This is a genomic window from Flammeovirga aprica JL-4, assembly GCF_012844305.1.
Taxonomy (GTDB): Bacteria; Bacteroidota; Bacteroidia; order Cytophagales; family Flammeovirgaceae; genus Flammeovirga; species Flammeovirga aprica.
The window spans coordinates 1-20,817 of the sequence record NZ_JABANE010000007.1; the positions used below are offsets into that span (position 1 = coordinate 1).

General features: G+C 35.0%; 15 protein-coding genes. 10 read left to right on the forward strand and 5 right to left on the reverse strand.

Translation table 11 applies throughout. The features are described 5' to 3' along the window. Window positions 1–190 precede the first annotated feature (190 nt). Genes HHU12_RS03590 through HHU12_RS03600 form a run of 3 tightly spaced genes read left to right on the forward strand, consistent with a single transcriptional unit; the run spans window position 191 to window position 1,474 of the window. Window positions 191–394: a fructose-6-phosphate aldolase gene (locus tag HHU12_RS03590; RefSeq protein ID WP_169655253.1), complete on the forward strand. Its 204-nt coding sequence runs from the start codon at window positions 191–193 to the stop codon at window positions 392–394. A 1-nt stretch (window position 395) separates the two neighbouring features. Further along, on the forward strand, window positions 396–1,100 hold the full coding sequence (locus HHU12_RS03595) for a cell division ATP-binding protein FtsE (protein ID WP_169655085.1): 705 nt from the start codon (window positions 396–398) through the stop codon (window positions 1,098–1,100). A 2-nt stretch (window positions 1,101–1,102) separates the two neighbouring features. Then, on the forward strand, window positions 1,103–1,474 hold the full coding sequence (locus HHU12_RS03600) for a DUF983 domain-containing protein (RefSeq protein ID WP_169655087.1): 372 nt from the start codon (window positions 1,103–1,105) through the stop codon (window positions 1,472–1,474). Window positions 1,475–1,536: 62 nt separating this feature from the next. On the opposite strand, the gene HHU12_RS03605 is transcribed toward HHU12_RS03600, so the two are convergent. From HHU12_RS03605 to HHU12_RS03615, 3 genes are all read right to left on the reverse strand, one after another. Next, window positions 1,537–4,449 carry a WD40/YVTN/BNR-like repeat-containing protein gene (locus HHU12_RS03605; protein WP_169655089.1) on the reverse strand — a complete coding sequence of 971 codons (2,913 nt, stop codon included), beginning with the start codon at window positions 4,447–4,449 and terminating at the stop codon, window positions 1,537–1,539. A 130-nt stretch (window positions 4,450–4,579) separates the two neighbouring features. Beyond that, entirely contained in the window at window positions 4,580–5,977 is a 1,398-nt protein-coding gene (locus tag HHU12_RS03610) for an outer membrane protein transport protein (RefSeq protein ID WP_169655090.1), read from the reverse strand. A gap of 81 nt (window positions 5,978–6,058) precedes the next feature. Beyond that, complete coding sequence (locus HHU12_RS03615; RefSeq protein ID WP_169655255.1) at window positions 6,059–7,339, reverse strand: citrate synthase; 1,281 nt, start codon at window positions 7,337–7,339, stop codon at window positions 6,059–6,061. A gap of 411 nt (window positions 7,340–7,750) precedes the next feature. Here HHU12_RS03615 and topA point away from each other — a divergent pair, with 411 nt between their 5' ends. From topA to lpxK, 3 genes are all read left to right on the forward strand, one after another. Continuing rightward, entirely contained in the window at window positions 7,751–10,189 is a 2,439-nt protein-coding gene (topA, locus tag HHU12_RS03620; protein WP_169655092.1) for a type I DNA topoisomerase, read from the forward strand. Window positions 10,190–10,450: 261 nt separating this feature from the next. Continuing rightward, window positions 10,451–11,641, forward strand: a complete 1,191-nt coding sequence (gene sucC, locus HHU12_RS03625) for an ADP-forming succinate--CoA ligase subunit beta (protein ID WP_169655094.1) — start codon at window positions 10,451–10,453, stop codon at window positions 11,639–11,641. Window positions 11,642–11,710: 69 nt separating this feature from the next. Further along, the gene (gene lpxK / locus HHU12_RS03630; protein WP_169655097.1) at window positions 11,711–12,727 is read left to right on the forward strand and encodes a tetraacyldisaccharide 4'-kinase; all 1,017 of its coding nucleotides are present in this window, start codon (window positions 11,711–11,713) and stop codon (window positions 12,725–12,727) included. Here the strand turns inward: lpxK and HHU12_RS03635 are convergent. Then, window positions 12,682–13,371 carry an arginine-tRNA-protein transferase gene (locus HHU12_RS03635; protein ID WP_169655099.1) on the reverse strand — a complete coding sequence of 230 codons (690 nt, stop codon included), beginning with the start codon at window positions 13,369–13,371 and terminating at the stop codon, window positions 12,682–12,684. The two genes, lpxK and HHU12_RS03635, sit on opposite strands and share 46 nt — an antisense overlap. 86 nt (window positions 13,372–13,457) lie before the next feature. Next, window positions 13,458–14,021, reverse strand: coding sequence for a Crp/Fnr family transcriptional regulator (locus HHU12_RS03640; RefSeq protein WP_169655101.1), 564 nt, complete (start codon window positions 14,019–14,021; stop codon window positions 13,458–13,460). A 223-nt stretch (window positions 14,022–14,244) separates the two neighbouring features. Between HHU12_RS03640 and HHU12_RS03645 the strand changes: the two genes are divergently transcribed. From HHU12_RS03645 to HHU12_RS03660, 4 genes are all read left to right on the forward strand, one after another. Continuing rightward, window positions 14,245–15,162: a hypothetical protein gene (locus HHU12_RS03645; protein ID WP_169655103.1), complete on the forward strand. Its 918-nt coding sequence runs from the start codon at window positions 14,245–14,247 to the stop codon at window positions 15,160–15,162. Window positions 15,163–15,404: 242 nt separating this feature from the next. Further along, the gene (locus HHU12_RS03650; RefSeq protein ID WP_169655105.1) at window positions 15,405–15,725 is read left to right on the forward strand and encodes a hypothetical protein; all 321 of its coding nucleotides are present in this window, start codon (window positions 15,405–15,407) and stop codon (window positions 15,723–15,725) included. Window positions 15,726–15,881: 156 nt separating this feature from the next. Then, window positions 15,882–16,280, forward strand: a complete 399-nt coding sequence (locus HHU12_RS03655) for a hypothetical protein (protein WP_169655107.1) — start codon at window positions 15,882–15,884, stop codon at window positions 16,278–16,280. A 173-nt stretch (window positions 16,281–16,453) separates the two neighbouring features. Beyond that, complete coding sequence (locus HHU12_RS03660) at window positions 16,454–20,809, forward strand: CusA/CzcA family heavy metal efflux RND transporter (RefSeq protein WP_169655109.1); 4,356 nt, start codon at window positions 16,454–16,456, stop codon at window positions 20,807–20,809. Window positions 20,810–20,817 lie beyond the last annotated feature (8 nt).

Sequence of the window (20,817 nt, forward strand, 5' to 3'; positions counted from 1 at the left end):
ATTCATCACCATGTCAGTGATCAATATATCCAACGATATTTAGATGAATTTCATTTTCGATTTAATAGAAGGGTATATCGGAAAACAATTTTCAAAAAATTATTGGCACGGATGGTTTCTTCAATTCATGTCACCCAAAAACAGCTTTGTGATTGGGCGACGTAAGTTTATATACCTATTTATTTTTTACATGTATATTATTAAAGTAAAAGGCAAAGCCAAAATCCCGAACTACATTCAGCTAAGAGACGAAGATTTTGTTCTGATCGCATATTTCAGAGCGGACAGACCGTTGACAAAATTGGAGAAATATGGTCTTGAAGGCAAAGAAGAAGTTTTAAAAGAGGTAATTGAACAATTGCCTTTCGGGAAAATTCAAAAACTAGATATCTAAGATGGATCAAATTGTTACTATCCGAGATGTGAAAGTTGTTTTTGAGGGTGCTGTCATTCTTAAGGACATCAATTTTGATATCGCTAGGGGTGAGTTTATTTATTTGTTAGGAACGACAGGTAGTGGTAAATCCTCTCTTTTGCGTTTGTTGTACGCAGATTTGTACCCGACGGAAGGAGTAGTTAGAGTGAATAATTTTCAAGTGAATGAGCTTGATAAAAAAGATATCCCTTTCTTGCGCCGTTCTGTAGGTGTCATTTTCCAAGACTTCGAACTCTTGACGGACAGATCTGTAGAAGAGAACTTATTGTTTGTGATGAAAGCAACAGGTTGGAGTAATCAACAGAAAATGAACAATAAGGTGGATGAACTCTTGGAAAAAGTAAATCTTCCTCGCTTGACAAAAGATAAGATGCCTCATCAGCTTTCTGGTGGTGAACAACAAAGAGTTGCAATTGCTAGAGCTTTGGTAAATGACCCTGATCTCATTATTGCTGACGAACCTACTGGTAACTTAGACCCTAAAGTATCAAGAGCAATTCTTGACCTATTTAAAGAAATAAATGAAAGTGGAACCAGTATCATAATGGCCACGCATCAGCATTCCTTTTTGAGGGTTAACCCTGAAAGAGCTTTAATATGCGAAGGTGGTAACATTAAAGATATCTCAAAAGAACAGGTTCAACAAAAACTAGACTTAACCTAATTATGAGTAAAAGTAAGCTTCAAGCCATTGTACAAAAGAAATGTCCTCAATGCAGAGAAGGAGATCTTTTTACAAATTCAGCTTTATCTCTCAAATTCAATCAAATCAATTATAGATGTACCAAATGCAACGCCAACCTTGAGCCTGAAACAGGTTTTTATTATGGTGCTATGTATGTAAGTTACGGTATTAATACTGCTCTTATGTTTGTGATGCTTGTGATCACTGCGGTTTTAATTAAGCCAGAAGACACAATCACTTATATCATTATGGCTGTAATTCCTATGATTGTATTATTACCCTTTACATTCCGACTTTCTAGGTCAATTTACCTTCATCTCTTTGGAGGAATTGATTATAAAGGAAAAGCATAAAAAATGCTCCATTGTAGCTTCTGACTATAATGGAGCATTTTCTTTTTTTATTGAATTTCCTCTTAAGGAATCTTCTTTTTCTTTACTCTTTTATAAGGTGCTTTTTTCTCATTTACCTTTAAAGTACTTTCTGCTTTTTCACCTCCCATTGATACAGTAACGGTATAAACACCTGGCTTAAGGTAATTCACTTTATTGTCCGTTTCCTTTAATTCAACTTCCAACGCTTTTTCCAAAACCTTCCTGTTTTTTGCATCTATTGAAAGATTGTAATCAAGATAATTCAGGCCTTTTTCTACATCCACTGAATAAGTCTTTAGCGTTTTTCCTTCACAGGAGATCTTAATTTCAACCGTTCCTTTTTTATGATTGAAAACAGGAATTTGAACTGTACTTTCAATAGGTTCTCCCCATTCAAAGTAGCCTTCAATCATTCCCCATTTAGGGTTTTCTGTGATTTCATCTATAGCAAAAACTTTTAATGTAGTTTCAAAATCTTCCTTTTTAAAGTTTTGACTAATAGAAAGATCTCCAACATAAATTGCTCTACCATGAGTACCTACGACAATTTCGTTATCTCTTGGATGAACTACTAAATCATGAACAGCAACATTGGGTAGGTTGCCTAATGTCATAAATGAAGAACCCTTATCGTAAGAGACATAAAGTCCATTGTCAGTTCCTACATAAAGTACATCGTTGTTATTGGGGTCTTCTTTTACAACATTGATAGGTTCTAGTGGTAAATCACTTCCAAGTTTTGTCCAAGTCTGTCCTCTATCTTTAGAAGCGTAGAGGTAAGCATTAAAATCATCATTTCTATATCCATTTAAAGCAACAATGACAGTATTTAAATCATGCTTTGAAGCAATTATTCTACTTACCCATAAACCTTCAGGCAAGCCTTTAGAAATATCTTTCCATGAAGCACCAACATTTTCAGATAGGAATACTTTGCCATCATCAGAACCAGTATAAATTAAACCAAACTGAATAGGGGATTCTGAAATACTTGTCAATGTTCCATAAGGTACATTTCCTTTTATTCCTTTATTTGTCAAATCACCTGAAAGAGCTTCAAACTTTTCTCCTTTATTTAGTGATCTGTGAAAACGATTTGATCCAAAGTAAACGATATCTTCATTATGAGTGGAAACTTGAAGAGGGGACTGCCAGTTCCAGCGTAGAGGCTTTTCACTTAAATCATGCTTTGGAGTAATGTATTTCTCAACGCCTTTTTTCGTATTGATTCTATAATAGTTTCCAAATTGATAACCAGTATAAACCGTTTCATTATCTCTAGTATCCACACCGATTTGCATACCATCACCACCCATGATTTCTTGGAATGGATATTTTCCTGAGTTTTGCCAGCCTCTATCAATTTTAGATTTAGAAGAACCTACCCAAACGCCATTATCCTGAAGACCGCCATAGATATTATAAGGTTCTGCCATATCCACGTTTACAGCGTAGAATTGTCCCACAGGTATTGAATTTGCCTTGAAATAAGTATCACCTCCATCATAAGAGATGTTGACGCCTCCGTCATTTCCTAAAACAATGTGTTCTTGGTTTTTAGGATTAATCCATAAAGCATGATGATCAACGTGAACGTTAGGATCTCCTTTGTCTTTCCAAGTTTTACCGCCATCCGTTGATTTTAATACAGGAACACCAAGAATGTATAACGTTTGATCATCTTGAGGACTCACACGGATATTCCCAAAATAGTAACCAAATGTATATACCACTCTATCTAAATGATTGCTATGTGTCTTTTTCCAAGTTTTACCGCCATCTTTAGATTGATATACTTCTGCACCTTTTATCTCTGTATTAAATAGATCATCTTCAGCATCACCTAAGTATTCAACTAAGACAATCGGATTATATTTTCCTTTCTTGATATCCTTTTTAATTGATTCTGCTGAATAAGCTTTAGGGAAATTATAGTGATCTAGATATTTATTGATGTTTTCGTCAGTCTGATTCAGAAAGTCGTCAGAAGACATGTTTTTTAACTGAGTTCTTGTCAGCGGTAACTCTTCTTTCTTCTTTTGTTCCTCTTTCGGGTCTTGATTATCAAGGAAAGCATACAACATGTTAGAATCTTGATGCGAAATAGCAAGGCCAATTCTACCTACACCATCTGTTACAGGGAAAGCAGATTTTTTTGTAGTGATTCTATTCCATGTGTCTCCTCCGTCAATCGACTTATAAATTCCAGACTCTTTGCCTGAAGCTTTGAAATCCCAAGCCTTACGTGTTCTTTCCCAAGCTGAAGCATAGAGTACTTGGGGATTTTTAGGGTCAATAATTATATCTATAACACCTGTGCTATCAGAAATAAATAAGGTCTTCTTCCAAGTCGTACCTCCATCTACTGATTTATAAACCCCTCTATTCTCATCCTTAGAATATAAGTTACCAATAGATGCTACCCAAAGCGTATTTTCTTCTGTAGGGTGTAATACGATACGACCAATGTGCTGTGTGTTTTCAAGACCAGCATGTTTCCAAGTTTTACCATGATCATCTGATTTGTACAAACCAAGGCCAGCGTAACTTGAACGGCTTGAATTATTTTCTCCAGTTCCAACCCATATTGTCTTTTGAGGTGAACTCCAATTGACAGCAATATCACCAATTGTCATAGTTGCTTCCTGATCAAAAATAGGAGAGAAGTCTACTCCGGAAGTTGTAGTATGCCACAAGCCACTAGATGCATATGCTGCATAAAACTCTTTAGGGTTGTCTGGATTAACATCAACATCCGTTACACGGCCACTCATAACCGTTGGACCAACATTTCTGAATGGGATATTCTTTAGAAATGACTTTTCATTAAGTTGTTCATGTTTGTCGAAATGTGGAAGTCTGCTCGTATTCGAGTCTTGAGCTTTTGCAGTAAAAGAATTGGTGAGTACTACAAATAAGCTCAGTATTAAACTCAGCGTATAAGTTCTTTTCATGTTTATTTATTAATTGAATTGTTATAGATACAAGAACGGAAGAAAACAGATAAAATGTCCGTTCACTTTTGTCCTAGTACTTACTATAAATATAGTAGAATATTATGAGTACAATTCAAGAAAATAAGAATTATAGCTGTGTTCTGTCTTTGAAATGATAAGTAATACCAAAAATTAGATTAAACTGAAGGTAAGTAGTTTCAGTATTATGTTTTCTATCATATAATTCTTCGTATGGCCTTGCTGTTAAGTTGGTGATTTGTGTGTCGTTTTCAGAAAATCCCATATCACAAACCAAACCGCCTATAATATTAAACCTAGACCCAAACCATTCGAAACCTGCTGACAAGTGATAAAGATCCCAATAGTCAAAAGACAAACGATTATCTTTGATCGGGTCAATGTCTTCAAAATCTAAAAAGTTGAAATCCGTTCTGAAGCCTGTTAAAATGTTCACATCCTCCACAATTCTATGCTTGAAACCTACAGCAAAATTTACGATGGGTTTGTTGGCTACAAAGTATTGGCTAAAAGTATCATCATTTGAAGAGAAAATTGATTTCTCTGGCTTTAACTCTAGAATCCCATATTTTTTCACTTTACCAAAAACACCTATTCGAGCTGAATATTCTGTTTTGGGAGTTGTATAACCAAGGTTTAACTCAGCTGTAACAGGTAATTTATAATTTGAATATACCCTTTCTTGATCACTAATTTCTTTCAGTACATTACCAGAATTATCTAGTGTTTCAATGATTCTCCTCGAATTAGATCTTGATAAAAAGGGAAGGTTAATGTCGGCAGTTTCAAAATTGAAACCAATATTCAAACGGTCGTTGTAATGCCATGCAATACCAATTTTCCACAAAAGAGAAACCTGATTGAATCTTAGATTTTTATAATCATTACTGTAGTTAGTAATAGTGTTATTCCTAGACCATGTTTCATTAGTGTTATTAGTCAGTTCAGATCCTTTTATATCTATGAAGTGTGTGACACCTATACCTACAGATTCACTTATTCGGTAAGTTGTGCCGATAGCAATACGGTCATTTCTCAATTGACTTTTATAATTGAAATAACCTTCATAATAATCATTAGTATTCGGTATTTGCCCTTGATTTGAGCTCGTATATTCTCTTTTACTATTCAATAAATTAATGATCGCATAAGTAACCTTAAAATGTCTTTTCTTCAAATTAAAAGCAGTACCCGCAATCATCTGAGGTTTTGTTTCAAATTGATTCCCTTTTAAGTCAATACCTTGACCTGCACCATTTTGTATGTTAAAAAAAGTATAACTTAAAAGATCTGAAGTAAAGGATACGTTGGGGGTTTCTGTAAAGGCTAATGCACCAGGATTGTAAAAAATAGCACTGTTATCAGTTGCACCTGAAGCGAGTGAACCTCCCAATAAATTACCATTGGCACCTTGTTGTTGTTGCCAGTAAAAGTTACCCTGTCCCATTACCGATGAGATAGAAGTAGTCAGAATAAACAGCAGGAAAAAAATATAGATACGGAGCATGGATCAAAAATAAAAGAAAAAGTACAGAAAAAAAAGCCATCAATTCTGATGGCTTTTCTGAAAGTAAAGTTACTTCCTTTATTATTTTGTAGGATAAGGTCTTGCAACTGCACCAGTATAAACCTGACGAGGACGAGAGATAGGTTGTCCTAAGTTTCTTGACTCTTTCCATTGTGCAATCCAACCTGGAAGACGACCCAATGCAAACAATACTGTAAACATTTCTGTAGGGAAGCCCATTGCTTTGTAAATAATTCCAGAATAGAAATCCACGTTTGGATATAATTTTCTTTGTTGGAAGTATTCGTCGTTCAATGCTTTTTCTTCTAAACCTTTAGCGATCTCAAGAAGTGGATCATTGATACCTAATTTATCAAGTACTGCATCTGCGTGCTTCTTAATGATCTTCGCTCTTGGGTCGAAGTTTTTATATACTCTATGACCGAATCCCATCAAACGGAATGGATCATTAGGATCTTTTGCTTTTGCAATAAATTTATCAACATCACCACCGTTAGCGTGGATGTCTTCTAACATCTCAATTACAGCTTGGTTAGCACCACCGTGAAGAGGACCCCAAAGTGCATTGATACCTGCAGAGATAGCAACATATAATGAAGCTTGTGATGAACCTACAACTCTTACTGTAGCAGCTGAACAGTTTTGCTCGTGATCTGCGTGTAAGATTAATAGTTTATCTAAAGCGTCTACTAATACTGGATCGATATCGTAATCCTCAACTGGCAAGCCGAACATCATTTTCATGAAGTTTTCGATATAGCTTAACTTGTTTTCAGGATACATCAATGGGTGACCAACACTTTTCTTGTATACCCATGAAGCCAAAGTAGGAAGCTTAGCAATCAATCTGTGGATTGTTAAATCTACCATTTCGTGATCTCTATTCGGATCTAATGATTCTGGGTGGAAAGCTGTCAATGAAGTTACCAATGAAGATAAAACGCCCATAGGGTGAGCATCTGCAGGGAAACCATCAAAGATCTTTCTTACGTTTTCGTGTACTAATGTGTGGCGAGAAACGTCTGATTTGAACTTGTCGAATTCTTGGGCAGTGGGTAATTCTCCATTAATCAATAAATATGCAACTTCAGAGAAAGTAGAATGCTCACAAAGGTCTTCAATAGAATAACCTCTATATCTTAAAATACCTTTTTCTCCATCAAGGAAAGTAATATCACTTGTTGTAGAACCCGTGTTTTTGAATCCTACATCCAAAGTGATTAATCCACTTTGAGCACGAAGCTTACTGATGTCAACACCAATTTCTTCTTCTGAACCTTTTACAACTGGTAATTCGTAAGTGTTACCAGCATATGTTAATTGCGCTGTCTTTTCATCCATGTTTTTGTCGGAATTTGTTTGAGGTTTGTTGTGGTCAAGTTCTACTTCTTGCATAACTAAAAAGTGTTAATTATTCTTTATTTTCGCACGTGTTTTATTTCCAAAACCGATTGCTACTCGTTTTGAATGCCTAAATATATTTCAGATTTTACGTTTTTGCAAAAAAACAGGGGTAATTCAATCGATATATGCGCTAAAAACGCTAAAAATCAGAAGAATTTATTTTTTTTATATTTAAATGACCTAAATCATTAAAAAATGGTAATTTGAAGTAAAATCCCTCTAAAAAAAATAAAAACGTAAAATTCTTTGATCTTTATTCAAGTTTGTAATAAGTTGTTTCGCGCGGGAGATATTACCATTTATCATTCTGCTGTTTTTAAGAATTAATAGAGATTATTATTTATATATATGACTAAGAATTTACTGATTGTCGAATCGCCAGCAAAAGCCAAGACTATAGAGAAGTATTTAGGAGGTGATTATACGGTTAGATCAAGCTATGGTCATGTTCGAGACTTGAAGAAAGGAAATGATGCCATTGATGTAGAACATGATTTTAACCCAACCTATGAAATATCGTCTGATAAGAAAGATGTTATCAGAGAACTAAAGAAATTATCTAAGGAAGCTGAGATGGTCTGGCTAGCGACCGATGATGACCGCGAAGGAGAGGCCATTTCATGGCACTTAAAAGAAACTTTAAAACTCAAAGAAGCTGATACTAAAAGAATAGTTTTCAGAGAAATTACAAAAACTGCTATTAAAGCAGCGATTCAAGCTCCAAGAACTATTGACATTGATTTAGTAAACGCGCAGCAAGCCAGAAGAATTCTGGACCGTTTGGTAGGTTTTGAGCTTTCTCCAGTTTTATGGAAGAAAATTCAAAGAGGACTGTCAGCCGGCCGTGTTCAAAGTGTTGCTGCAAGACTTGTAGTTGAAAGAGAAAGAGAAATTGAGGCCTTTAAGCCAAAAGACTATTTTAGAGTAGTAGCTTCTTTTGATTTAGGTAATAATAAGGCATTAGAAGCTGAATTATCTACCAAATTCAATTCAAAAGATGAAGCAGAGCAGTTTTTGAATGACTGTCTAGGTGCTGATTTTAAGATCAATGATATTAAAACTAGACCTGGCAAGAAAACGCCAGCTCCACCTTTTACCACTTCTACATTGCAACAGGAAGCAAGTAGAAAACTTGGTTACTCTGTAGCTTCAACAATGTCCATCGCTCAGAAATTATATGAAGCGGGACACATTACTTATATGCGTACCGACTCCTTAAACCTTTCAGAAGAAGCAATTCAATCTGCTACGAATGAAATTGCAACGGTGTATGGAGAGGATTATGTACAAGTAAGACATTTTAAAACTTCTAATAAAGGTGCTCAAGAAGCCCACGAAGCCATTCGTCCAACCAATTTCAATAATCATAAGCCAGATCTTTCTGATAATAGAGAGGCTCGTTTGTATGACTTGATTTGGAAAAGAGCTGTTGCTTCGCAGATGGCTGATGCTAAATTGGAAAGAACGACTGCCGAAATCACTACTGCAAAGAGAACTGAAAAATTTGTAGCAAAAGGTGAGGTAGTAATTTTTGAAGGTTTCTTGAAAGCTTATATTGAATCTAACGATGATGACCATGAAGAAGACGAGGAGACAAAAGGAATGCTTCCTCCATTATCTGTTGGTCAGGACATGCCTTTAAATGTAATGTCTGCAACACAACGTTTCTCAAGACCTCCTGCTAGATATACAGAGGCAAGTCTTGTAAAAATGTTGGAAGAAAAAGGTATTGGACGTCCATCAACTTATGCACCTACAATTTCTACGATCCAAAAAAGAGAGTATGTAATTAAGGAAGCAAGAGATGGTAAAGAAAGAAATTACACTCAGTTTGTACTAGAAGGAGGTGCTGTAACTGAAAAGAACCTTACAGAAACTTACGGTACTGAGAAAGGAAAGCTTTTCCCTACAAACATGGGTATGGTAGTGAACGATTTCCTTGTGAAACATTTCACTAACGTTATTGACTATTCTTTCACAGCAAAAGTGGAAGAACAGTTTGATGAGATTGCGCATGGTAATTTACAATGGCAATCGATGTTGGGTGATTTCTATAAGCCATTCCATCATACTGTAGTAGATACTGAGGAAAATGCTGACAGAGCTGAAGCTCATGCTGAAAAAGAATTAGGAATTGATCCTGCAACAGGGAAGAAGGTCTTAGTTCGTTTAGGTAGATTTGGTCCTATTGCTCAAATTGGTGAGCAGGATGATGAAGAAAAGAAATTTGCTTCCCTAAGAAAAGGGCAATACTTAGAAACGATTACTTTAGAAGAAGCTTTAGAGCTATTCAAGTTACCGAGAACATTAGGTAAATATGAAGATAAAGTAGTAGTGGCGGCAATTGGTCGTTTTGGTCCATACATCCGTCACGATGGTAAATTCGTTTCATTAGGAAAAGAATACGCTCCTGAAACCGTTGAATTAGAAACTGCAATTGAGCTTATCTTAGCGAAAAGAAAAGCTGATGCTGAAAAACTAATTAAGGTGTTTGAAGAAGAAGAAAATCTTCAACTCTTAAATGGTAGATGGGGACCTTATATTTCTTATAATAAAGCTAATATTAAAATCCCTAAGGAATTAAAAGAAAAGGCAAAGGAATTGACCTATGAGGAAGTGAAGAAGATCATAGAGGAGGCTCCAGAACCTAAAACTCGTGGTAAGAAAGCAGCGGCAAAAAAAGAACCCGCTAAGAAGGCAACTACTGCCAAGAAAACAACAGCGGCTAAGAAAACCACTGCTAAGAAGACCACTACAAGGAAAAAGACAACCACTAAAAAATCATAATTAAAGATTTTTCTTTTGGAGTTCGATGAAAAAACAAGTCAAAATTTGGCTCTGTTTTGAATCGAACTCTTTTTTTTCTCTATTTTTCATTGAAAAATGCTAAGAAAATCGCATTACATAGGCATGTATTCGCGTAAGCAAATTAGACTTTACATTTATTTTAATTAGAATTGTATTACCAAACGGACATGATGAATATCATTGTGTTTTTTTTAAGTAGCAATACGTAAACAAACTTGTGCACCCAACGGGTCAATTGTCATGAACATTCACGAATACCAAGCAAAAAGCATCCTTAAGGAATACGGAGTAAAAGTTCCTGCAGGATATGTAGCAGAAACTCCAGAAGAAGCTGTGGAGGCTGCAAAAAAACTTACTGAAGAAACAGGCACTAATTTCTGGGTTGTAAAAGCTCAAATTCATGCTGGTGGCCGTGGTAAAGGCGGTGGAGTAAAAGTTGCTAAAAGTATGGACGATGTGAAAACGCTTTCAGAGCAAATCATCGGTATGCAATTAGTTACACCTCAAACAGGACCTGAAGGTAAGAAGGTTAACAAAATCATGGTTCAACAGGATGTATATTACCCTGGTGAATCAGAAATCAAAGAATATTATATGTCTGTACTGCTTGACAGAGCTACAGGTAAAAATATGATCATGTACTCTACAGAGGGTGGTATGGACATTGAAGAAGTAGCGGAGAAAACTCCTGAGCTTATCTTCAAAGAAGAGATCGATCCAGCTGTAGGTATCCAAGGTTTCCAAGCAAGAAGAGTTGCTTTTAACTTAGGAACATCAGGTAAGTCTTTCAAAGAGATGACAAAATTTGTTACTGCTCTTTATAACGCTTACGTTGATACAGATTCTGAAATGTTTGAAATCAACCCTGTTTTCAAAACTTCAGATGATCAAGTGATGGCCGTTGATGCTAAAGTAGGTATCGATGATAACGCTTTATACCGTCACAAAAATATCGCTGAAATGCGTGATATCACTGAGGAAGATCCAACAGAAGTTGAAGCTGGCGAGTCTGGTCTTAACTATGTGAAATTGGATGGTAACGTAGGTTGTATGGTAAACGGTGCAGGTTTAGCAATGGCAACTATGGATATGATTAAGCTTTCTGGTGGTGATCCTGCTAACTTCCTTGACGTAGGGGGTGGAGCAAACGCTACTACTGTAGAAGCTGGATTTAGAATTATCCTTAAAGATCCTAACGTAAAAGCTATCCTTATCAACGTATTTGGTGGTATCGTTCGTTGTGATCGTGTAGCAAACGGTGTTGTTGAAGCTTACAAAAACATTGGTGACATTCAAGTGCCAATCATTGTACGTCTTCAAGGTACTAACGCTGAGGAAGGTGCTAAAATCATTGACGAGTCAGGATTAAAAGTAACTTCAGCGATTACTCTTAAAGAAGCTGCTGAAAAAGTAAAAATTGCTTTAGCATAATTACTTTTATTAGAATATTTTCAACCCATCTGTTTTTCAGATGGGTTTTTTATTATCTATTTTTGAGGCATGAAGTATATATTAAAGCCCTTTTCTACCTTATACGATTACATTACAAGCATTCGTAATAAAAACTATGACAATGGCAGAAGTCGTGTTGTCTCATTTACTTTGCCTATTATTTGTGTTGGAAATTTATCAGTGGGAGGTACTGGAAAAACACCTTTCGTAGAATTTCTGATCCAAAACTTTTCAAAGAAGTATAAGGTAGGCATCTTAAGTAGAGGATACGGTAGAAAAACTAAAGGACCAATATATGCGGATGAAATAGCTACTGCTAAAACAATTGGTGATGAGCCAATGCAGTATCACTCAAAATATAATAATGTGGAAGTGGTAGTAGCTGAACAAAGAGTACTTGGGATGCCCTTCTTTATGGATTCTGATATGATCGTTCTAGATGACGCTTTTCAGCATAGAGCCATTCACAGAGATTTGAATATTATGCTTTCTGATTTCAGCTCTCCATTTTTCAAAGATGAAGTATTGCCTTTAGGTAGATTAAGAGAGAATCGGGAGGGAGCTTCAAGAGCTGATATCATCATTTACACAAAAGTTAAAAATCAACTTTCTCAAACTGAAATTGATACTTATACTCAGGAAACACATAAGTATGCTCCCAATGCACATGTATTCTTTACTTCTATCAAATATGATGAAGCTTATGTCTTGAATGAACAATCAGATGTCAATGCTGATGATCAAAAGGTGTATGTGATGACAAGTATCGCTAAGCCTGAACCTATGATTGAGTATATCGAAGAAGAATTACAAAAAGAGGTTGTAAAGCACTTTAAGTTTAGAGATCATTACTCTTTCACTGAAAAAACAATTCAGAGAATTGAAAATGAGATAGGGTCAAATAAAGTGGTGATCATTTCTGAAAAAGATGCTGTCAAACTTAGACCACTTTTAAGAAATACTACACTTCAATTTATGGTTATTCCTATTTTACCCGAAGTGCTGGACGATAAAAAAGATCAGCTATTAGCACTTATCGAAACCGCTTTATCAAAAGAAGAATAATCAATCCACTTGTCTTTATCCCACAAATACGTTTCCATTGCCGAGAACTTCTTTTTATAATCATAGAAGGATGGAACGTCATAACAGTAACCATGATAGTAGTAATCGCATTCCAGTTGATTAGCATACATGATCTCTACAAGCATGGTAAAAATGCCTAAACTATAACTTCTATATTCGGGGTGAAACATTCCATAAATACTAGAAAGAGAACTTTCACCAATTCCAAAATAACTAACAGCAATTAGTTTATCGGCATCATATACTCTTAGATCTAGAATAGTGGTGGGGGTACTTGACGTTTTTTCTTTAGACAGAAAATCAAAAATGCTTTGAGGAACATTATCCTCAAACTTCATCTTATGCTCATGAAATAATTCTTGTGAGATATCATCAATTTCTGCTTTTTGAATACTTAATTTGAAATGCTCACATTTACGTAAAATTTTACGTTGTGACTTTGAAGGTTTAAAATCAGTTACTCTTAAACGTAATGGTAAAACGTTACAAACTTTTTCATCATGAATGCTAATATTATACCTGAAGAAGTTTGGTCCGAAATGTCTCCAGCCCTTTGCCAATAAATAGTCATATTGAGAAGGAGATACCCATGTCCTTGAAAACTCATCTAGTATATAGTTCATTGATTGATAATTTTATAACCTAAAAAACAGGTAAAGAATGAAATGTTTAACATTAAAACTACAAATTTTATTTAGAAAAAGAACTTCTATTTAGATTCTTTCATCAAGTCTCTGTCTTTTTTCATGATCCTACTCAAGGTCTCTGGTTGCATTCTTAGATAAGAAGCGATGTATTTCATGGGTATATGTTGAAACAATTGAGGGCTTCTCTTTATTACCCTTTCAAATCTTTTGACAGGAGAAGTAGTCAATAAATCAATCTCTCTTTTAATCTGTTGCTTAAAGAAATTTTGTAGATAAAGATCATATTCCTTTTGATAAGCTGGATCTGAAGCAATTATTTCAAAAAAATGTGTTTTATGAATCTTCTTTACCGTTGAACTTCTGATACACTCAATAGTAAATAGAGATGGGCTTCCATCAAAAAATGAAGGGATAGATGCTAAAATGGAATTTTTATAGCCAAACCGAATAGTATGCTCTTCCTTATTTCCTTCCTCAAAATAAGTAACACGCACAGCACCTTCTAAAATGATATACATGTGCTTTTCAATTTCTCCCACTCTGATTAGTAAATCACCTCTCGAAAGCTTTTTTAGTTCAGATATATTTTCGTTTGAATGTACAAGAGCATGAAATAGAGAATCCATAGTATTTTGCATTGAAGAAAACGAATAGTTTATACTTAAAATGAACGTTGTGAGTGAACATCCTTTGTAAAACTTTATTGATGATATTTTTATCTAGAATTATGCGATAAGCTAAATAAGCAGTTATACAATCAAAATCTAACTTTTTCCAATTTTAAATGTATAACTGCTCAAAAACAAAGAAAAAACCTTATTTTCGCACTCTAACACTTACAAAATTACAATGATTAAATATTTTATCTTAACTGTACTACTTGCTTTTGCCATGCAAGTGCAGGCACAACAAACAGATTATTCTTTTGAAGGATTAATAAATACTGAACTAAAAGTAAGACTTCGTTTTTCTATTGAAGATCAAAAAGCAGAAGGCTATTGTATATATGTAGACACAAAAGACAAAAAAACACTGACAGGCGAGATCGCCGAAGATGGTACACTTACATTGCGTCAAAAAGACGGTGAACGTTTTGAAGGGAAAATCATCGCAAATTATATGTATAAAGGTGAGTTTTTCAATAATGAAAATGTAGATCAAGGTACTTTCTTGTTTTCAAAAATTGAGACACCAATTACTGAGGATGAGGCACTTTTATCAGGAGCAGGAGCAACATCAAAAGAAACTATTTCTACATCAAAACCAAAGCAGTCTTTAACAGAAGTTGAGTTAAATGACATTTTGAATAAATACGTAAAGGAATACAAGGAGTGCTATCAGAAAGGTATTGACCCAATGAAATGCCGTCAGTATACTTCCAGAGCGATCACTGAAATCTTTAACATTGATGATTTCAAAGATCCTTATGTTGGTGGAAGTTTCCTTACGATGACAGAAGCATACGATAAAATCTCAGCGGATAGCAATTGGAAAATGTTAGGTGAGGCTAGCAATAGTTCCACTTTAACAGAAGCTATTCAAAAAGCCAACGAGGGTGAATTAGTTTTAGTCGCTTATGCTTTTAAAGGTTTTATCCAACTGTCATTTATCCGTAAAGGAGAAGGGAAAATGTCTTCCAAGTGGGGGGCAAAAGTTCCTGAAGTAGCAATCTTCTTCAATAATGACCCAAGCAAGTCGTATGCATCAAAGGGATTGAATTATTTATGGAGAGATGGATCTAATATCGAAATTTGGATCAAGAAATAGTGCTTTTTGAAACTTCATTTATTATCTTATAGTTGTGTATATAGAGATTCATATAAATTAGTTAAACATTTAAAATTGGGAAAAGTTAGATTATTATTTTTTTGATTAATCAAGGCAGAATTGAAGAGCATAGCATAGCTACGTGATGAAATTCTAACGCTGAGTAGTCAAAAAAAGAAGATCTAAAACTTCCGATTTTGATTGTATAATTACTTAAAACTATTAATCATAAGATAATTGAAATGAAAACGTCAAAAGAAAAAGTATTATCATTTTTACAAGCACAAATCAAAGACTCTAAAGAAAGTACTCAAAGCAATTTCCAGAATGTAGTGCGACTGATGCATCAGCCTTATTTAAATGAAGGCATTGGGAAAGGGAGTATTTTCGAAACCGAAAGTTCATTATTTGTAGTAGGAGTAAAGCTTCCTGCTTTAAAGTACGAAGGCAAGAACATCATTGGTCTGACAACAGATTCTCCATTTTATAGGTTCTTTAAAGATAAAAAGGATGGGGACGAAGTGAAGTTCGGGAATGATATTGAGCATATTAAAATAATATAGCTAAGAGGCATCTATCTTACAGAAGGTAGATGCCTTTGCTTTTAACAATTATTCAGGTTCTTTTTATATTATTGCCTAACTGTTGCACATTATTAATTCCTAAATTTGTTATTGATGAATAATGTTAAACAGTACATATCATTTTTTATATTCTTAGTGTACACAATAGGAGTTACTCACACTTTTATTGCCCACTCTGAATACGATATACATTGCTCAGCTGAGCAGAAGGGTTGTTGCATTAAAGATGATAGTACAGACCGTAAAACATACAACTATAACGAGCATACTGATTTAGATCTGTATGATTTTATTGCTTGTCTTTTAGGTCATATTAATCATTCTGCAGTGGTAGATAATAAGATCTCTACCGATAACGAAATGATCTTAAAAGCTCCTAAGTTGATTAGAGAAGTAATTGCTTTCTGCATTTTATGGAGCACCCCAAAATCTATTACAGAAGTTGTTAATCACTATGTGGTTGATAATCTCTCTGTAAAATCACTTCTTTACATTACCTGTTCAGGTAAACGGGGACCTCCTACAGTATACTAACCTACTTGATATAACTTCTGTTCGCTTCTCAGCTAAAAAGAGTAGCCTGATTGTTATATCCATTTTTTCTCCTTTCTAATTACTGAATCATTAACTGATTTCTGTATATGTTTTCGTGTACAATGAGAATTGGACTAGGAGTAGTATACACCAACAAAAAAAAGTAAAGAAAGATGATAAGTAGTATCATATCATTTTCAATCAAAAATAAACTTATTATTGGCGTATTTATCATGGCATGGATATGCGGTGGTATTTGGTCAATAACAAAGGTTCCTGTTGATGCCGTCCCTGACATCACAAATAATCAAGTACAAGTCATTACTCAAGCACCTAGTTTAGGTACTGAGGAAATAGAACAATTTATAACCTATCCTGTCGAATTAGCAATGTCAAACCTTCCTGATGTGGAAGAAATACGATCTGTTAGCCGTTCGGGGTTGTCTTTGGTTACCATTGTTTTTAAAGATGAAATAGGTACATATCTTCCCAGGCAACTTGTCGTCGAAAAACTAGCTGAAGTAAAAGAAAAAATTCCTGCAGGTTTTGGAGAACCGTTTGTAGGGCCAATCAGTACAGGTCTTGGGGAGATTTATCAATATACATTAGAAGTTGATTCAGCTTATAAAGATCAGTATTCTTTAACTGATTTAAGATCTATTCAAGATTGGATCATAAGAAGACAAATGGCTATGGTTCCGGGAGTCGTTGAAGTCAATGCTTTTGGAGGAAATATCAAACAATATGAAGTGGCCGTTGATCCTGATGTTCTTAATTCAATGGGTATCACCATTGGTGATGTTTATAATTCATTGTCCTTAAATAATCAAAACTCAGGTGCTTCCTATATTGAAAAGAATCACAAAGCTAATTTCATTAAAGGAGATGGATTAATCCGATCATTAGATGACATTCGTAAAATTGTAATTAAAAATGAAAATGGCATCCCTGTTCATATCGGAGATATAGCAAAAGTACAATTTGGGCATGCTGTACGTTATGGTGCTTTGACCAAAGAAGGTGAAGGTGAAGCGGTCGGTGGAATGATTCTGATGTTAAAAGGAGCCAATTCTAATGATGTAATTCAAGCTGTCCAAGAAAGAGTAGAATTGATTCAGCCTTCATTACCAAAAGGTGTCAGAATTAAGGAGTTTCTTGCAAGAAATAAGCTGATTGAAAAGACAACCTCTACCGTTTGGAATAACCTGATTGAAGGGGCTTTGATAGTGATTTTTGTATTAGTGCTTTTACTCGGAAATTGGAGAGGAGGTCTTGTAGTTGCATCAACAATTCCATTATCATTACTTTTTGCCTTTATGATGATGTATGTATTTGATGTATGGGCAAACCTGATGAGTTTAGGGGCTATTGATTTCGGTATAATCGTAGATGGAGCTGTGATTATTGTTGAGGCAACAGTCTTTATGATGCATAAGAAAGTATTGAGTACGGAAGGGTTAAATCAGGAGCAGAAAAATGAAGTCAGTAAAACAGCATCTACTAAAATGATGAACTCTGCTTTCTTCGGCCAATTAATCATTCTTATTGTATTTGCTCCAATTCTTACTTTAGAAGGTGTAGAAGGTAAAATGTTCATCCCAATGGCACTTACCTTTATGTTTGCCATGATCGGTGTGATGATTCTTTGTTTGACTTATGTACCTATGGTTTCTTCATTGTTTATCAATGTAAAAAGGAATAATAAATCCTCTTTTGGTGATAAAATTATTCAGTCTATAGAAAAAGCATATGAACCCGTCCTTTTACAATCTCTTAGTAAAGGAAAAGTGATAATAGTAGCATGTATTACGGTTTTACTTTCTTCATTCTATCTTTTCTCAACATTGGGGGGTGAATTTATGACGCAACTGGATGAAGGTGATATTGCCTATCATGTGATTATGAAACCGGGTACTTCTTTAGAAGAGACAATAAAAGCGACTACGAAAATCGAAAATATCATGAAAGCCAATTTTCCTGAAATTGAGCAGGTGATGAGTAGAATTGGAGTAGCGGAAGTTCCTACAGATCCAATGCCAATGGATGTGGCGGATTGTTTGGTTATTTTAAAACCCAAGAAGGAGTGGACAAGTGCTTGTACAAAGGAGGAATTGATTCAAAAAATCAAAGAAAAGGTTTCTGTCGTTCCAGGAATAAACTTTGAATTTACCCAGCCCATTGAGATGCGTTTTAATGAATTGATTTCTGGGGTAAGAGAAGATGTTGCAATTAAGTTATATGGTGAAGACTTGGATATTCTAGCTGAAAAAGCAGAAGAAATCAGTGCTATAATTAATGATGTAAAAGGTATTGCTGATAAAAGAGTAGAAGCTACAGATGGCCTTCCTCAAATTGTTGTCCATTATGATAGAGATAAAATTGCTCAATATGGTCTCAATATCAATTACCTGAATGACCTTGTACAAACTTCTTTCACCGGAAAATCTGCTGGAATGATCTTCGAAGGGGAAAAAAGATTTGATCTAGTGGTAAGATTTCAGAAAAATAGGAGAAATGACATTGATGATATCAAAAACTTATATGTGAGCCTTCCTAATGGATATCAAATTCCTCTAAATCAAATTGCCGATGTAGTCTATGAACCCGGCCCGATGCAGATCAGTAGAGATAATACACAACGTAGAACTTATGTTGGTTTAATGGTGAGGGGAAGAGATATAGAATCAGTAGTCAATGATATAAAGGAAAAACTAGACCAAGAGCTCGTATTGCCTGCCGGTTATTTTATTCGATATGGAGGACAATTTGAAAACCTTGAAAGGGCCTCTAAAAAATTAAAGGTAGTAGTACCCATCGCTCTTCTCTCCATTTTCCTATTGCTCTTTTTAGCGTTGAAATCTTTTAAGCAAACACTTATGATTGCGATGGCTATCCCTTTTGCAACGATTGGCGGAATCATTTCTTTGTGGGTAAGAGGAATGCCATTTAGTATTTCTGCCGGAGTTGGCTTTGTCGTATTATTTGGCGTGGCTGTACTTAATGGATTAGTCCTTATTGAAGGATGGAATGAACTGAAAGAAGAAGGAGTTGACAACTTAATGGAAAGAATAAAAATTGGAGCAAGAAGGAGAATACGACCTATTTTATTAACGGCCTTGACGGATATTTTAGGTTTCTTACCAATGGCGATTTCCACATCAGCAGGAGCAGAGGTACAACAACCTCTTGCCACTGTGGTTATTGGTGGAATGATCACTTCAACATTTTTGACATTAATTGTTTTACCAGTTTTATATTCGATGATAGAAAAATCAAACTCAATTAAAGTCAATCCTAAACCAATTATTGCCTTATTTATCGGTTGTGCGTTCTTTATTTCTGGAAATAAGACCTTTGGCCAAGACATTACAACTGTTACATCTTTGGATCAGGCGATATCAATTGGTTTACAGCAGAATGGTAATATCAAAATAGCCAACTCTGAAATTGAAATTGCTGAATTGGGTAAAAAACAGGCCGTCAATATCCAGAAAACTGAGCTTACTTCCACTTATGGTCAATACAATTCCTTTCGAAATGATTTGGGGATAGAGATTTCTCAACGTATTGAATTTCCTACAGTCTATTCTCGCCGTAAAGACCTTGCAAAAGAGAATATTATTGGAAGTCAGTTGAAACTCAGTATGACAGAACAAGAAATCAAAAGGGAAATAAAAAAGGCGTGGTTCCAATTAAGTTATTTGAACGAACAACAGACTTTGATGTTCTATCAAGATAGTTTGTACAAAAGGTTTCTTCATGCTTCTACCATCCGTTTTGAAACTGAAGCAACGAATTTCCTCGAAAAAGCTTCCGCTGAAACACAGGTAATGGAGATTGAGAATAGACTTTTTGTATTGAATTCTGAAATTAATATTCAGAAAAACACCCTAAGAGTGTTACTGCAAGATACTACAGGATTGAAGTTTCAACCCGAAAAGTTGAAGAAGAAAAATAATTTAAATACGAATACTGTTGAAAATAATCCTACACTCGCATTCATCAATCAGCAAGTTCAAGTAGCAGAAGCTGAAAAGAAGATTGCTTCTTCTGAAATGCTTCCTGATATAAACCTGGGTTATTTTAATAATTCGATGAATGGTGTTCCTCTTTCAGAAGATGGTGGTATTGCAAATTCCTCTAACCGTTTCCAAGGAGTATCAGTAGGGTTAGCAATTCCAATATTTTATGGCTCGAGTAAAGCTAAAGTAAATGCTTCTAAATTGAAAGCTCAAAATGCAATGATACAGTCACAGCAATATAAAATTCAATTAGAGGGTGATTATATCAGATTGGAACAAGAAGTAAATCAGCTTAATGGAAGCTTGAATTACTATGAAAGTAAAGCCCTTCCGCAGGTAGATCGTATCATCAAAAATGCTCAGAAAAGTTTTGAGCATGGTGCCATCAATTATATCGAGTATTTCCAGAATATTAATCAAAGTCTGGAGCTAAAGTATAATTACTTGCAAACCCTCAACAACTTCAATCAAACTATGATTGAATTAGAATACATTACTGGCAAATAACAAGACAC

Bases quoted from the DNA above. Each gene is read 5' to 3' on its own strand.
- HHU12_RS03650 (WP_169655105.1), top strand. From the start codon at position 15,405: ATGAAAACGTCAAAAGAAAAAGTATTATCATTTTTACAAGCACAAATC.
- HHU12_RS03635 (WP_169655099.1), bottom strand. From the start codon at position 13,371: ATGAACTATATACTAGATGAGTTTTCAAGGACATGGGTATCTCCTTCT.
- HHU12_RS03605 (WP_169655089.1), bottom strand. From the start codon at position 4,449: ATGAAAAGAACTTATACGCTGAGTTTAATACTGAGCTTATTTGTAGTA.
- HHU12_RS03615 (WP_169655255.1), bottom strand. From the start codon at position 7,339: ATGGATGAAAAGACAGCGCAATTAACATATGCTGGTAACACTTACGAA.
- HHU12_RS03610 (WP_169655090.1), bottom strand. From the start codon at position 5,977: ATGCTCCGTATCTATATTTTTTTCCTGCTGTTTATTCTGACTACTTCT.
- HHU12_RS03645 (WP_169655103.1), top strand. From the start codon at position 14,245: ATGATTAAATATTTTATCTTAACTGTACTACTTGCTTTTGCCATGCAA.
- HHU12_RS03600 (WP_169655087.1), top strand. From the start codon at position 1,103: ATGAGTAAAAGTAAGCTTCAAGCCATTGTACAAAAGAAATGTCCTCAA.
- lpxK (WP_169655097.1), top strand. From the start codon at position 11,711: ATGAAGTATATATTAAAGCCCTTTTCTACCTTATACGATTACATTACA.
- HHU12_RS03640 (WP_169655101.1), bottom strand. From the start codon at position 14,021: ATGGATTCTCTATTTCATGCTCTTGTACATTCAAACGAAAATATATCT.
- HHU12_RS03595 (WP_169655085.1), top strand. From the start codon at position 396: ATGGATCAAATTGTTACTATCCGAGATGTGAAAGTTGTTTTTGAGGGT.
- topA (WP_169655092.1), top strand. From the start codon at position 7,751: ATGACTAAGAATTTACTGATTGTCGAATCGCCAGCAAAAGCCAAGACT.
- HHU12_RS03590 (WP_169655253.1), top strand. From the start codon at position 191: ATGTATATTATTAAAGTAAAAGGCAAAGCCAAAATCCCGAACTACATT.
- HHU12_RS03660 (WP_169655109.1), top strand. From the start codon at position 16,454: ATGATAAGTAGTATCATATCATTTTCAATCAAAAATAAACTTATTATT.
- sucC (WP_169655094.1), top strand. From the start codon at position 10,451: ATGAACATTCACGAATACCAAGCAAAAAGCATCCTTAAGGAATACGGA.